Consider the following 13,920-nt stretch of genomic DNA (forward strand, 5'->3'; position numbering starts at 1 on the left):
CCGATTCCGGCGACCAGGGCGTACTCCGCAAGGTGGACCGAACAGTAGCGTTTGTGTGATGAGCGCTCAGGCAGAAGGCAAAGGTCCCGTTCGGTGGCGGGCGGCGATGGAGGCCGCGCTGTACGGACCCGGAGGCTTCTACGTGCGCCCCGGCGGCCCCGGGCCCGCCGGGCACTTCCGCACCTCCGTGCACGCCTCGCCGCTCTACGCGCGGGCCGTGGCCCGGTTGCTGGGCACGGTCGACGAGGAGCTGGGGCAGCCACCGGAGCTGGACCTCGTCGACATGGGGGCCGGGCGGGGTGAGCTGCTGACCGGGGTGCTCGCCGCCCTGCCGGCCGCGGTGGCCGGGCGCGTGCGCCCGTACGCGGTGGAGCGCGCGGAGCCGCCGCAGGGGCTCGATCCGCGGATCCGCTGGGTTCAGGCCCCGCCCGAACGGACGACGGGGCTGCTGTTCGCCAACGAGTGGCTGGACAACGTACCGCTGGAGATCGCCGAGCACGGCCGGTACGTCCTGGTCGCGCCCGACGGTACGGAGCACCCCGGCGGCCCGCTCGACGCGGCGGACCGGGCCTGGCTGGAGCGGTGGTGGCCCGGCGCGGCGGACGGGGGAGGGCGGGCGGAGATCGGCCGGCCGCGCGACGAGGCCTGGGCGGCGGCCGTCGCCACCCTGGAGCGGGGGCTGGCGGTGGCCGTGGACTACGCGCACCACCGCGAAGCCCGGCCCCCGCACGGCACCCTGACGGGATTCCGGGCGGGCCGCGAGGTCGCGCCGGTCCCGGACGGCGGCTGCGACATCACCGCCCACGTGGCGCTCGACGCCTGCGCGGCGGCCCGCGGGACCCCGGAGCCGGCCACCCTGCTCACCCAGCGCGCCGCCCTGGCCGCCCTCGGCGTCTCGGGCGGCCGGCCCCCGCTGTCCCTGGCCTCCGCGGACCCGGCGGCGTACGTCCGCGCCCTGTCGGCGGCGGGCGAGGCGGCGGAACTCACTGCCCGCGGCGGCCTGGGCGACTTCGGCTGGCTGGTCCAGCCGGTGGGGATCCGCCCGTGGCCGGGAGACGCCGCGGACACGAACTGAGTGCGCCCCCTTCGCGCGCGGGGCGCACCTCCGTAGGACTCGGATGGAGCATCGCGGGCCCGTACCGGCGCGGGCAAGATCCCGACTGGTGATCTTTCCGCCCATCCGTCTGTTCAACGAGGAACGGAGTTCCGCCATGGCACTGACGCCCGCAACGGTCGCCGCTGAACTAGAAGCCGCGAGCAAGGTCGGGGACCCGCCCGCCGACGCGCTCGTCTCCGACATGATCGACAACCAGGAAATCGACGGGGTCAACGCGCTGTTCCGCACCGTCAACAAACTGGGGCCCGACCAGGACCTCTCGCAGCTGCCCGAGCGGCTCGCCCAGTTCGTGAAGGAAGCCGCGGCCCCGCCGCCGGGCTGGAGCGAAGCCGACGTCAAGGCGGCGGAGAGGTTCTTCGCCCACCACCACGGCGAGGTGTCCATGCTCCAGGGCACTGTCGGCCTCATCGGCACCTACCTCTCCCCCACCGGGGCCTTCACCCTGCGCTCCACGGGCCGGCTGGGCGGCGTGGAAGGGCCGGGCCGGCGTCTGTCGCAGTCCTCGCGGCTGTTCGTCGACATGGGCAACGAGAACGCCATGAGGGACCTCAGCCTGGCCGCGAGCGTGATCAAGGTGCGTCTGGTCCATGCCTCGGTGCGGCAGCTGCACAAGAAGAGCGGCGAGTGGGACTACGCCAAGTGGGGCGAGCCGGTCTCCCAGAAGTACACCACCGGCGCCGCCTGCGTCTTCAGCACGCAGATCATCCAGGCGATGAGGAACCTCGGCCTGGACGTCTCCAAGGACGACGCGGACGGCTTCATGTGTGCCTGGCACTACGTCAACCACTACCTCGGCACGCCGGAGAAGTGGCTGCTGCCCAAGGACGCCGACGAGGTGGAGCAGCTGTGGAACTCCCAGCGGGACAAGGAGTGGAAGAAGACCGATGACGGTGTGTTCATGACGCACCAGGCCATCGAGTTCTACAAGAAGTTCCTGCCTCCCGGCTTCCACGACGCGTTCGTCGCGATGGTCCGCACCGCGCTCACCGACAAGTACGCCGACATGGCCGGCCTGAAGCGGAGCGTCCTGGACGTCGCCGGCAAGCCCCTCGCCGCGGGCCACGGCCTCATCAGCGGTACGGGCGGCGGTCTTCTCGGCGGCGCCGCCAAGAAGACCGTGGGCGTCAACCCGTACAAGGAGGTGCTCGGCGTGGCGTCGAAGGCGTTCAACGCCGTCGAACGTTACGCGCTGACCCACGACGAGGACGACCAGCCCCAGATGCACCAGGAACTCGACGACAACCGCTGAGGAGGCCCGCCGGGGCCGTCCCTCGCACGGGGTCGCGTCGAGGGACGGCCCCGGCGGCCTACAGCCGCTTCGCGCTGCGCAGCGTCGTCGCGTAGTAGCCGTTGCCGTCGAGGCGCGAGGTGCCGCCCTTGTCGCCGATGGTGGGGCCGTTGGCCTCCTCGCGGCTGGAGATGAAGATCTTGTGGCCGTCGGTATCGGTGCCCAGGTAGATGCCCGTGTGGTCCAGGCGGTCCTTGGTGCGCGCGTCGAGCTTGAAGAACAGCAGGTCGCCCGGCTGGATCACGTCGATCGAGGTGGGCCGGTCCCCGGGCCCGACGCCCTTGAGCGCGAGGACGTCCGTGCCCAGCTTGGAGCGGGCCATGCCGTTCGCGGTGCGCGGCAGGCCGGAGCCGGGGGTGTCGTCGGGCATGAGCGGGTAGCGGGCCCGGTATCCGAAGACGGTGCGTACGAAGCCCGAGCAGTCCATCGCGCGGTAGCGGGCGGTCTGGGGCTGCTTCGTGGTGCCGTTGCGGAAGGTGTAGGGCGTACCGAGGTAGTCGTAGAAGTCCGACTGCTCCAGGCGCAGGTCGCTCCCGGCCGAGCCGTTGGGGTTGAGCGGGCCGAAGGAGGCGTCACCGGCGTAGGACGTGCCCTGCGCGTCCTTCTTCACCGGGGCCTGGTCGCCGTACTGGAAGGCCATGGCGAAGACGTCGTCCTCCTGGCTCCCGAAGTACTTCTTGAACCATTCCTTGAACCACCGCTGGTTCTCCGCGCCCGGCTTCCACGGCTCCGGCATCAGGCGGACCCAGTTCTCGGTGACCACCCGGGACTTGGTGTTGGCGGGCTCGGTGAACGTGCGGCTCGGCCCGGTGAGGGTGGCCGTACGAGCGCCGTCGGTGAAGGTCGCCAGCACCTGGCCGGTGCCGTCGCGCATCACCGAACGGTCGGGGCCCTGGACGCGTTCCCACTGGTGGGCCCCGGCCTCGCCCGCCGGGAGCCCGCCCGCGACGTTCGTGCCGTCGACCACCTGGACGGCGGGCGCCTTGGCCTGCTCCTCGGCGCGCAGGGCGTAGGTGAGGTACGCGCTGCCGGCCAGCAGCGCGAGCACGGTGGCCGCGTGCAGAGCGGGGCGCGTGCGGCTCTTCGACTTGGCGGTCATACGGGATGCTCCGGGGCGGTGGAAGGGACGGTGGAACTTACGGGGGAGGGGCGGACGGAGGGTCAGGCGGCCGGCATGACGCCCAGCAGGATGCCCGCGGTCAGCACGACGTACGTCATGAGCGTGGTGCTGCCGGTGGCGAGCAGTGTGGCCCCCTTGGGCTGGCGGACCAGCTGGTACGCGATCAGGCCCGGCACGATGAAGCCGAGGGTCTGGTTCGTGTAGAGCAGCGGGAACTCCACCTGGAGCGCGATCACCACGGTGGCCTGGAGCAGCACGCCGAGCAGGACGACGGCCGCGAAGAGGCGCTTGCCGTAGAGGATCACGAAGCGCTGGACGAGCAGCGTCAGGACGTACGTCATCACGGTCACGCCGACCACGAGGGCGGCTCGCTGGAGGTCCTCCAGGAGGGTCAGCGCCAGCCAGCCCGGGGTGATCATTCCGCCGGGGGAGAGGTTGGTCGTGAGGTAGCAGACGAGCGAGAACAGCAGGCCCAGCGCGATGCCGATCGCGGCGATCTCGGGGGTGAGGACGGCGGGGATCAACGGGGTTCTCCTGGGTTCTGCCAGTTCGGCTGGGCCGGCGCCTGCGCTGGGACGTGGGGGAGGGAGGGCCAGGCCGGTACGGGTACGGCGGCGTCGATCCCGTACGGGTCCGGCGGGGGCGGGACCTGCGCGTACGGATCCGCGTACGGCTGCGCGTACGGGGCGGCGTACGGCTCGGCCGGGTGCGCCGCGGGGGTCTCCCCCTCGTCCGCCGGCAGCTCCGCGAGGTGTTCCAGCAGCACCTCGCCCTGACCGTGGATGTTGCCGATGGCGACGAGCGAGGAGTCGGCGCCGAGGTGGCCCAGCAGCTCGTGCACGAAGGCCTCGCCGTCGCGGTGGTCGCCGCCCAGGTCGACGGCGCGGTCCTGCCACTCGGCCGGGATCGCGTCGATGGCGCTCCTGGCCGGGTGGCCGATCACGAAGACCTTGTCCGGCCGCAGGTCGGGGATGATCGCGCCCATCTGGCCGTTGCGTTCGACGCGGTCGGGCCGGCAGTTGATCACCACGTTCAGGGGGCGGTCCACCGCCCCCAGGTCCAGCAGCTGGTTGATGTTCATCAGCGTCGACTCGGGGTCGTTGGCCGCGAAGACGTTGGCGAAGCGCAGCCGCTTGCCGCCGGGGGCCAGGTACCGCTCGACCGAGAGCACGCCCGGGTCCGGCGGGGCGTCGTACATCCCCCGCAGGGCGGTGGCCCGGTCGACGCCGAGGAGTTCGGCGACGGTGAGCGCGATGGCGACGTTCTCCTTGAAGGTGAACCAGCTGAACCCGCGCAGCTCCTCGTCGCTGACCGTGTCCGGGTCGGCGTAGATGAGCCGGCAGTCGCGTGCGTCGGCTTCCTCCTGGAGGACGTCGAAACGTTCCTTCTCGGCGGTGACGCAGATCCCGCCGTGCGGCATCGAGCGCGACAGGGAGCGCGCGATGTCGTCGAGGGTCGGGCCCATCTCGGCGACGTGGTCCTCGCGGACGTTGCACAGGACGCCGATGGTCGACTGGATCAGCTTGGACTGGTTGATCTCCTGGAGTGCCGGCATGACCGCCATGCACTCCATGACCAGCGCGTCCGGGCGGTAGGCGGCGGCGCGCCGTACGATGCCGATCTGCTCGACGACGTTGGCGATGCCGAACTTGCGGTGGACCGGCTCCTCGGTGGCGTCGGGGTGGATGAACCGGGCCGCCGTACCCGTCGTCTTCGCGACCGTGGTCAGACCGCCGCCCCGCAGGGCGCCCGCGCACAGCCGGGTGATGGAGCTCTTGCCGCGGATGCCGTTGACCAGCACCCGGGAGGGGATGCGGTCGAGGTTGGTGAAGTGTCGCCGCTGCTCCACGATGCCCGCGACCAGCATGATCGCGCAGCTGACGAGCAGCACGCAGTAGAGGAAGAGCACGGGGTTCAGTTCCTTCCGGCCGGAGCGGAAGGCTGCTGCCCGCCGGCCTGCTTGCGCTGCTTGTGCTGCTGACGCTGTGGGAGCTGCTGCCGGATGATCTCCAGGCTGCGGGTCACGGCGCCCACCTCGTCGTGGTGGCGCGGGTACAGCACCGTGCGCCGGTCGCCGTCCGCGAGCGCCTCGGCGCGCCGCGCCAGTTCGCGCAGCGGGCCGACGACGACGATCCGCAGCCAGCCCAGGCAGGCCGCGCCGACCGCGAGGCCGAGCAGGCCGGCGAGGACGGTGCGGTTCTGCAGGCTGTACTCGTGGATGGCCAGGCCCTTGGCGGACTGCCAGCTGACCACGATCCAGTCCAACGGCTTGGCGGCGCCGCCGCCCACGAAGGGCGCCGCGGCCGCGATGACGTGGTCGCCGCCGCCGCGGTAGAGGATGCTGCCCGGCCGCGGCGACATGCCGACCTTGAGGGCGGAGCCCGCCACGAGGGCGTCGATCCGCTCGTCGTCGAGCTTCTCGAAGGCGCGGTAGCCGCTGTTGGAGGCGATGACCCGGTGCCGGGCGTCGACCACCCGGATCTCGCCCAGGCCGGGCCGCTTGAGCAGGGAGTTGAGGAAGTCGATGCGGAACTCGCCGACGATCGCCGCCCCGCCGCGGCCCGGGATCTCGGCCGTCGCGACGACGACCGGCTCGTTGGCGCCGTCGTACAGCGCGATCGGCTCCTTACGGGGACCCTTGCCGCCGGTGGCCCGCGGCTGGCCGCCCGCCTGGGCGAGGACCTTGCCGGAGCCGTCGAGCACGTAGAGGGACTCGTAGCGCAGGTGCTCCTGTGCCGTGCGCTCCAGGACGGTGCCCATGTGCTGCGGGGTCGTGTCCCCGCCCATCAGCGAGGCCACGGACAGCAGGTCGGCGTGGCCCTCGTTGAGGGCGCGCCGGATGCGGTCGTTGAGGGTGTCGGTGCGCTCGCGCTGGTCGTTGACCAGCTGCTGCGGTACGACGACCTCGTCGCCGGCCCGGTTGACGAGCAGGCCCAGCGGCACGCACCACGCCAGCAGCAGGACCGCGCACAGGGCGAGGAGCGTACGGGCGCCCAGGCGGCGCCGCTTGCGGGGGGAGGGGCGGGTGTCCCCGGCGGCGCCGGTGGCGTCCTCGCCGAGCAGCTGCCCGCGCAGCCGTTCCAGCGCGGTGGCGATGCGGGCCGCCTCGCCCCCGCGGGGGACGGACACCGGCCGGGTCAGGTCGCCGCGGGTGAGCCGCCGGCTCTCCAGGAACAGGGTGATCAGCGGGCGCTGCACGGTGGTGACCAGCAGCGCGACGACCAGGGCGCCGACCAGGAGCAGGGCGCCGGCCAGGACCAGCCCGGCGAAGGCGTCGGAGGTGCGGGCGGGGTTCTGCGCGACGTTGACCATGGCGACGACGGTCAGCTCCAGGCTCGTGGCGCTGGTGCCGACGCCCGGTTCGGGTCCGGCGAGACGGGCGTAGCCCGCGGCGGCGCGTTCACCGCCCCACTCGCCTCCCGTGAGGCTGCCGCTGACTCCGAGGAAGCCGCCGGAGCCGGGCTCCTTCACGGTCAGGGGATGGGCCCCGGCCCGCTCGGCGGCCGTCTTGGCGAAGGCGCGGAGCTGCTTGATGTCGCGTTTGACGTCCGCCCGCTGGAGGTCGGTGAGGACCATCTCGGGCTCGGGGATGCCGTCGTCGCTGAGCACCGTGCCGTCGGAGCCGACGACGGCGATGGCCCGGAAGTTGCCGAGGCTGATGCCGGGGAAGCGCAGGCTGCTGGAGGCGACCAGCAGTTGCTGGGGCTGGTCCTTCCAGGACAGCAGGGAGAGGGTCAGCAGGCGGGTCTCGCCGTTGGCCAGTTTCACCATGCGCGGGGCCAGGCCGCCCTCGCCGGAGAGCCGGGAGCGGTCGATCGCCGTGAGGGGGAGGTTTTCGCCGCGGGTGGCCAGCAGGCGGCCCGACGCGATCTCGACGACCGCGGTGCCGCGCCACTTCTGGTAGACGCTGCCGATCCGGTCGAGCACGGCGTCGGGAGCGACGGGCTTCCCGGCGGAGAACAGGGCGGCGGCCCGGCCGAGGTCGGTGACGCTCTCGTCGAGCGAGGCGCGCAGGGCGATCGCGCCGTCCTCGGCGAAGTGCTGCTGCGAGGTGAGCACGGCTGCGGGCAGCCTGTCCTCGCGGACGCTGCCGAGGCTCAGCGCGGTGAATCCCGCCAGGGCGAGCAGCAGCACCGACAGCACGGTGATCGGCGGTCTGATGCCACCGAGCAGCGACATGTCGGCCCTGCGGCGGGCCTTGCGGCGCCCCTTGTTGCGCGAAGCGGCCACAGGGCGGGGCTCCTCTTCTGGACGGGGAAAGGGAAGTCGTGAACGGGGCGTCGGCGCAGGAGACCCGGGGGTCAGTCGGGCAGGTCCTGCACGGGCCGCAGCCCGTCCTTGGCGCCGCCGCGGTTGAGCATCGTGCCCTGGGTGCGCTCGAAGGCCAGCCGGTAGCGGGCGCGCTGCTGCGGCAGGAGCTGCTTGTCGTTCCTGAGCGCCTCGGCGACGTCGACCAGGCGGTGGTCGCGTACCGGCTGCGTGCTCGTGCCGGGCAGGTCGGCGCCGGGGGTGCTCTCGGGGTCCGGCGGGATGTCGGTGAAGGTGGGCACGAAGCCGGCCCGGACGTCCCAGGCGCCGTCCTTCTCGGCGAAGTCGAACCAGCCGATCGCGCCCTCCTCGGTCAGACCGCTGGGCACGTCGTGGCGGGCGAGCTGGTTGCCGAGCCCGTACGCGACCCAGGTGCCGTCGACCTTCTCCATCGGCTGGACCACGTGCGCGTGGTGCCCGACGACCAGGTTGATCCCGGTCTCCTTGGCGATCCGGCGCGCCAGCTGGAGCTGGGGGTTGCTGGGGTTGGGCTGGTGCTCGCGGCCCCAGTGGATGGAGAGGATCACCACTTCGGCGCCGGCCGCGCGGGCCTTCTTCTCGGCCGCGGCGATGTCCTTGAAGTCCGTGAGGTTGGCCAGCCAGGGCTTGTCCTTGGGGACGTGGCGCCCGTTGAAGCCGAAGGCGAAGGAGATCTGGGCGACCTTGACGCCCTTGACGTCCAGGATCAGCGGCCGGTCGGCCTCCTCCTGGTTCCGGGCGGAGCCGGTGTGCTTCAGGCCCTCCCGGTCCAGGGTGTCCAGGGTGCGGTACACGCCCTGCGGGCCGTGGTCGAGGGTGTGGTTGGAGGCCGTCGAGCAGGTGTCGTAGCCGACGTTCTTGATCGCTTTGGCGATCTGCGGCGGGACGAGGAAGTCGGGGTAGGTCTGGAAGGGGCCGTTCGGCTCGCCGAGGACCGGCTCCATGTGGCAGATCCCGAGATCGGCCTTGCTGACGACCGGCTTGATCCCCGCCATGATCCGGTCGAAGTCGTACCCGGAACGCCCGGCCGCCTTGGCGTCCCGCGCGGCCTGGTCGGTCAGCTGCGGGTGGATGAGGATGTCGCCCGCGGCGGCGACGCTGAACGAGCGACCCGTGCCGCCCCCGCCCCCGCGCGGGTCCGAAGCCGCCCCGCCGCCTGATCCCGCAGCCCGCTCCGGGTCGCCGAGGAGCCCGCACGCCGCGAGCGGGACGCTCAGCGGGAGGACGAGGAGTGCGGCGAGCTTGTTGCGGAGGGGGGCCGAGGGGGTGGAACGGTTCTTCACCCCGCTATTTTCAGCCAGTGACGAGTCTGAAAATCACGAAATCCATAACGATTGTTGCCGCAATCGCGGTCGCGATCTTGACTTTGGTGGCATGCGTCACCACCGATTCCTCTGATTCCATCGATTCGTCCGGAAAACCTCCGCAATCCAGTGCTTCGCCCTCCCCGCGCCCTCCCGACCTGCACCAGCGAGTGACCCGCTTCACTTCCGCATTCGGCGAGACGGGTGGTTATCGTCCGCCCAGCCGCGAGGAGCGGGCGGCCGTGGTCGCGGCTGTTTCTTCCCTTTTCGCGGGAAACAGCGACAAAGCGCGTACGCGGCTGGCCGAGGTGGATTACGCCCTCGACACCTTCACCGACCAGCCCAGCGGACGCCGCTTCGCGGAGGTCCGCGACGCCGCCGCCCGCCCCGGCTCCGCCAACCGGGGCTGGGGCCGCGTCTACCTCGACCTCGGGGCGCCGCCGCGCTGGTCCGTGCAGGTCCCGCACCCGGTCGCCGACCAGTACACCGAGCGGCTCGGGGTCAAGGTGCTGCGCGGGGCCCCGGGCGGCGTCCTGGTCCTGGCGGGGGCCCACCGTACGGCGGGCGGCAAAGAGGGTGAGGGCGAGGACGAGGACACGGGCGACGGCGGTTCCGGGACGGGCACCGCCGACATGGCCCACCGCACCGACTCCGTCTTCCACGCCGTGATCGCCGAACTGACCCGCCGCGGCCTGCCCGGCATCCAGCTGCACGGCTTCGCCGACGACTCCGTCCCCGACACCGACGCCGTCGTCTCCACGGGCGCCGGGAAGCTTGCGGTGAAGGACGCCGAACGCCTCGCCGGGAAGCTCGAAGGGCAGGGCGCCACGGTGTGCCGGGCCTGGTCGGCCACATGCCGGCTGGCGGGCCGGACCAACGAGCAGGGGCGGCTGGCCGCCGAGCGGAGCACGCGCTTCCTGCACGTGGAACTCAGCCGGAGCGTCCGCACCGCCTCCGGCCGGATGAACGACACCGCCCAGGCGATCACGTACGTCACCACGGGCTGGGCGAGCGACTAGCGACGCCGGGCACGCCGGGCACGCCGGGCACGCCGGGCACGCCGAAGGGCCGGCACCCCCATGGGGGAGGCCGGCCCCTCGTCACTTCATGTGTGGTGCCTACTCGGTGACCTCGTGGCCGTGGCCGTCGTGCAGGCCGCCGCCACTGCCCGTGCCCGGGGTGGTCGGCGTCGAGACGACCGGCTGCGAGAGCGGGGCCAGGTCGTGGGCGTAGTGGCCGACCGCGTTCGCGATGACGTCGACGTTGATGTCGAGCGCCTTCTGGTCGATGTTGTTGATGTCGTCACCCTTGGCGTGGTAGTTCACGTCGTAGGCGACGCCCGCCTGGCCGCCGAACTTCGCGGCCTGCTCCGCCGACTTGATGCCCTCGGCGCCGGTGAACGTACCGCCCGAGGGGATGCCGACCTCGATGAACGGGCCGTAGTCGGAGCGGCCGGAGAAGTCCGTGCCCTCGTGCGGGATGTTCTTGGAGTCGAGGAAGTCGTTGATCCCCTTCTCCAGCTGCGCCGAGCCCTCCGGGCCGGGGCCCGCGCCGGTCGCGTCCGAGTCGTCGCCGTCGTAGACGAAGTACGCGGCGTTCGGCGAGGCGATCATGTCGAAGTTCAGGTAGAGCTTGATCTGCTTCTTCTGCGCGTCGCTCAGCGAGGCGACGTACGCCTCGGAGCCGAGCAGGCCGTACTCCTCGGCGGACCACCAGGCGAACTTGACCTTGTTCTTGACCTTCGACTGCTGGCTCGCCAGGCGCTGCGCGACCTGGAGGATGCCCGCCGAGCCGGAGCCGTTGTCGTTGATGCCGGGACCGGCCGCGACCGAGTCCAGGTGGGCTCCGAGGAAGACGGTGTTGTTCTCGTCGCCGCCCTTGGTCTCCGCGATGACGTTGTACGTCTTGCGGGTCTCGCGCAGCTCCCGGATGTCGAGGGTGACCTCCACCGGGCCGGCCGTCGCCTCGGCGGCGAGCTTCTCGCCCTCGGCCTGGGTGACACCACCGGTCGGGATCTTGCCGGCGTTCGGGTCGCCCATGGTGCCGTTCAGGGCGCCGGCGGTGTTGTTGTAGATGACCGCGCCGGTCGCGCCGGCCGCCGCCGCGTTCGCCTGCTTGGCGGCGAAGGTGCAGCCGCCGCGCTTGACCAGGGCGATCTTGCCGGTGAAGGCGCCCGCGGCGAAGTCGCCGGGCTCGCAGCCGTGCGTACCGTCCGCGTCGACCGGGGCGACCGCCACCTGCGCGGTGACGCCGCCCTCCGGGCCGCTGGCGGTGTACGTCATCAGGTGGATCGGGATGTCGCGTCCGCCCGCACCGTTGACCTGGAGCTTCTCGGCGAGCGCCTCGACGTAGACGAAGTCGAACTCGTTCTTCGTGACCTGGTAACCGGCCGCCTTCATCACGGCCTCGATGTACTGGGCGGACTGCACGTGGCCCTTGGAGCCGGCCACCCGGTTGCCGTTGTTGTAGTCGGCGATCGACTGCAACACCTTCAGGTGGTTGTAGGCCCCCTTCCCGGTCGAGTCCTTGACCAGCTTCCTGGCCAGCGCGTCACCCCGGGCGGCGTCACTCTGCGGGCTCGTGGCGCCGGCCGGCCCGGCCAGCAGCAGCGGGGAGACGAGGGCCGCGGCCGCCAGTGCGGCGGTGGCTGCGGCTATACGGCGAGAGGGCATGAAAGTCCTTTCACGGCAGGTGCGACGCACGGTGCGTGGGGAGTGGTGGACGCACGTTAGGCATCAACCGGGGGTTCTGACCAGAGTTTTTGCTGCTTCCGGTTTGTGAAATCCGTATATCGGTGAAACTGCGCCCGCAGAACGGGTCCAGGGCGTCAGCGCAGGATTCCCTCGATGAAATCGGTGCCTATCCGAGCCACTACGGACAGATCCAACTGATGTTGCACATAGCGGCCTTGGCGGCGCGTATGCAGCAATCCGGCCTTCCTGAGCACCGCCAGGTGCCGGGAGACCTCCGGCGCGGATATCCCGTGGACGGCTGCCAGCTCGCCGGTCGTGTACGAGGCCCTGCCGAGGCTGCGGCACAGCAGCATCCGCATGGGGTGCGCCAGGGCCTCCATGCGGCGCTGGAGCAGCTCGACCGAGCCGGGCGCGGAGGCCAGTTCCGGCGGGTCGAGCGGGTAATGGACCACCGGACGCCAGCCGGGTGCGTGCAGGACGAGCAGGTGCGGCCAGCCGAAGTTCGTCGGTACGAAGACCAGCCCGGCCCCCACCCGGGGGTCGACGGCGGTGGCCTGCCCGTTGACCATCTTGTCGGCGGTGATCACGCTCCGCGCCTCGTCCACACTGAGCGCGGCCGACACCTCCTTCAGCGCCGCCGGCAGCCCCTTGCGGCGCAGCACCTCCGTCTTGTGCCGGACGTCGGCGCTCTGGCGGGGCCCGATCCGCCGCCACGTCTCGGCGAAGAAGGCCTCGTCGCAGTCCTCCATCAGCCGGCGCAGCCAGACGCGCACGGCGGCGGTGTCGTCCAGCAGCCGGATCGAGAACGCCAGTTGGCGGGGGCCGCGCGCGGCAGCCGTCTCCAGCGCCACGGCCCGCGCGGCCGGGTCCTTCAGCGGGGAGGGTCCGCCGCCCTCGTTGTACAGCCCGAGCCGGCAGTGCTCCAGAGCGGCCGTCACGAACCTCTCGTCGTCCAGCCGGTCGAGTACGTCGAGCTCCTCGGCCAGGGTCGCGCCGGGCCGACCGGTCCCGCCGGGGATCCCGGCGAAGGCCATGAAGACGTCGGAGAAGGAACTGCGCCACATGAAGTCGGCTTCGAGGAGCCGGTCCGCCAGGCAGGGGTCGAGCGAGGCCGTGGTGGCGGTCGTCCAGGAGTCGAGCCCGGGGTGGTGGGCGGGCTGCGAGAGCGCGTGCAGGGCCATGCAGAGTTCGGCGAGCGGGGCCGGCGCGAAACCGATGCGCTCCGCGGGGAGGCCGGCGATGTCGATGGTGACGCTCATCGCCCCATTCTGGCCGGTCATCTCCCGACTGCCGCCGCGACCACGCCCATCCGGCCCCTCCGGCCTCCGCCCGGCCGCCCGCGTCCATTCGGCTCCGCCGGCCTCCGCCCGGCTGCCCGCCGTGCATTCGGCTTCGCCGGGCTGCGCCCGGCTGCCCGCCGTGCATTCGGCCCCTCCGGCCTCCGCCCGGCCGCCCGCGTCCATTCGGCTTCGCCGGGCTGCGCCCGGCTGCCCGCCGTGCATTCGGCTTCGCCGGGCTGCGCCCGGCTGCCCGCCGTGCATTCGGCTTCGCCGGGCTGCGCCCGGCTGCCCGCGTGCGTTCGGCTTCGCCGGGCTGCGCCCGGCTGCCCGCGTGCGTTCGGCTTCGCCGGGCTGCGCCCGGCTGCCCGCGTGCGTTCGGCTCCGCCGGGCTGCGCCCGGCTGCCCGCGTGCGTTCGGCTTCGCCGGGCTGCGCCCGGCTGCCCGCGTGCATTCGGCTTCGCCGGGCTGCGCCCGGCTGCCCGCGTGCATTCGGCTTCGCCAGGCTGCGCCCTGCCGCCCGCCGTGCTGTTGGCCTCCGGCCAACCGGCCTCTGCGTTGTTGGCCTCCGGCCAACCGGCCTCTGCGTTGTTGGCCTCCGGCCAACCGGCCCCTCGCTTCGCGGGCCCCGCCTGGCCAGCCCCTCTACTTGCCGTCACATCCCATGTCACCGCCACACTTCCAGCCTCGCCGGCGTTTGAGGCGCGGGGTCTGGGGCGGAGTCCCAGGAAACCCGGCTCCGCCGGGCACCGGGCTCCGCCCGCTCCGGCGGCCCAGGCCCCCGAACGCGCGCCCTCGGGCACATCTAGCCCGGCCCGCTCCAGTACGCCGCCC

General features: G+C 72.1%; 10 protein-coding genes. 3 read left to right on the forward strand and 7 right to left on the reverse strand.

What is annotated here, in order from left to right:
- Positions 1 to 58: 58 nt before the first annotated feature.
- Entirely contained in the window at positions 59 to 1,075 is a 1,017-nt protein-coding gene (locus tag ACWDYJ_RS19245; RefSeq protein WP_451566756.1) for an SAM-dependent methyltransferase, read from the forward strand.
- Between the two features lie 136 nt (positions 1,076 to 1,211).
- Positions 1,212 to 2,366, forward strand: coding sequence for an oxygenase MpaB family protein (locus tag ACWDYJ_RS19250; protein WP_451566757.1), 1,155 nt, complete (start codon positions 1,212 to 1,214; stop codon positions 2,364 to 2,366).
- A gap of 58 nt (positions 2,367 to 2,424) precedes the next feature.
- Here the strand turns inward: ACWDYJ_RS19250 and ACWDYJ_RS19255 are convergent, their stop codons facing one another.
- From ACWDYJ_RS19255 to ACWDYJ_RS19275, 5 genes are all read right to left on the reverse strand, one after another.
- On the reverse strand, positions 2,425 to 3,504 hold the full coding sequence (locus ACWDYJ_RS19255) for a C40 family peptidase (protein WP_451566758.1): 1,080 nt from the start codon (positions 3,502 to 3,504) through the stop codon (positions 2,425 to 2,427).
- Between the two features lie 62 nt (positions 3,505 to 3,566).
- Complete coding sequence (locus ACWDYJ_RS19260) at positions 3,567 to 4,049, reverse strand: poly-gamma-glutamate biosynthesis protein PgsC/CapC (protein WP_451566759.1); 483 nt, start codon at positions 4,047 to 4,049, stop codon at positions 3,567 to 3,569.
- Positions 4,046 to 5,434: a poly-gamma-glutamate synthase PgsB gene (gene pgsB / locus ACWDYJ_RS19265; protein ID WP_451566760.1), complete on the reverse strand. Its 1,389-nt coding sequence runs from the start codon at positions 5,432 to 5,434 to the stop codon at positions 4,046 to 4,048. The genes ACWDYJ_RS19260 and pgsB overlap by 4 nt, the downstream gene beginning before the upstream one ends.
- Before the next feature lie 5 nt (positions 5,435 to 5,439).
- Entirely contained in the window at positions 5,440 to 7,704 is a 2,265-nt protein-coding gene (locus tag ACWDYJ_RS19270; protein ID WP_451566764.1) for a HAMP domain-containing protein, read from the reverse strand.
- 122 nt (positions 7,705 to 7,826) lie between these two features.
- A complete protein-coding gene (locus ACWDYJ_RS19275; protein WP_451566765.1) occupies positions 7,827 to 9,029 on the reverse strand; it encodes a CapA family protein in 1,203 nt (400 codons plus the stop codon).
- A 329-nt stretch (positions 9,030 to 9,358) separates the two neighbouring features.
- On the opposite strand from ACWDYJ_RS19275, the gene ACWDYJ_RS19280 reads away from it, so the two are divergent.
- Positions 9,359 to 10,135 (forward strand): hypothetical protein, encoded by a 777-nt coding sequence (locus ACWDYJ_RS19280; RefSeq protein WP_451566761.1) that lies wholly within the window; start codon positions 9,359 to 9,361, stop codon positions 10,133 to 10,135.
- A gap of 99 nt (positions 10,136 to 10,234) precedes the next feature.
- Here the strand turns inward: ACWDYJ_RS19280 and ACWDYJ_RS19285 are convergent, their stop codons facing one another.
- Both ACWDYJ_RS19285 and ACWDYJ_RS19290 read right to left on the reverse strand, forming a co-directional pair.
- A complete protein-coding gene (locus tag ACWDYJ_RS19285; RefSeq protein WP_451566762.1) occupies positions 10,235 to 11,788 on the reverse strand; it encodes a M28 family metallopeptidase in 1,554 nt (517 codons plus the stop codon).
- A 155-nt stretch (positions 11,789 to 11,943) separates the two neighbouring features.
- A complete protein-coding gene (locus ACWDYJ_RS19290) occupies positions 11,944 to 13,068 on the reverse strand; it encodes a DUF5937 family protein (RefSeq protein ID WP_451566763.1) in 1,125 nt (374 codons plus the stop codon).
- Positions 13,069 to 13,920: the final 852 nt, after the last annotated feature.

This window comes from Streptomyces sp. NPDC003042 (assembly GCF_053591315.1).

Coding starts and splice junctions, on each gene's coding strand:
- ACWDYJ_RS19245 (WP_451566756.1), top strand. CDS start 59: ATGAGCGCTCAGGCAGAAGGCAAAGGTCCCGTTCGGTGGCGGGCGGCG.
- ACWDYJ_RS19270 (WP_451566764.1), bottom strand. CDS start 7,704: ATGTCGCTGCTCGGTGGCATCAGACCGCCGATCACCGTGCTGTCGGTG.
- ACWDYJ_RS19290 (WP_451566763.1), bottom strand. CDS start 13,068: ATGAGCGTCACCATCGACATCGCCGGCCTCCCCGCGGAGCGCATCGGT.
- ACWDYJ_RS19250 (WP_451566757.1), top strand. CDS start 1,212: ATGGCACTGACGCCCGCAACGGTCGCCGCTGAACTAGAAGCCGCGAGC.
- ACWDYJ_RS19255 (WP_451566758.1), bottom strand. CDS start 3,504: ATGACCGCCAAGTCGAAGAGCCGCACGCGCCCCGCTCTGCACGCGGCC.
- ACWDYJ_RS19285 (WP_451566762.1), bottom strand. CDS start 11,788: ATGCCCTCTCGCCGTATAGCCGCAGCCACCGCCGCACTGGCGGCCGCG.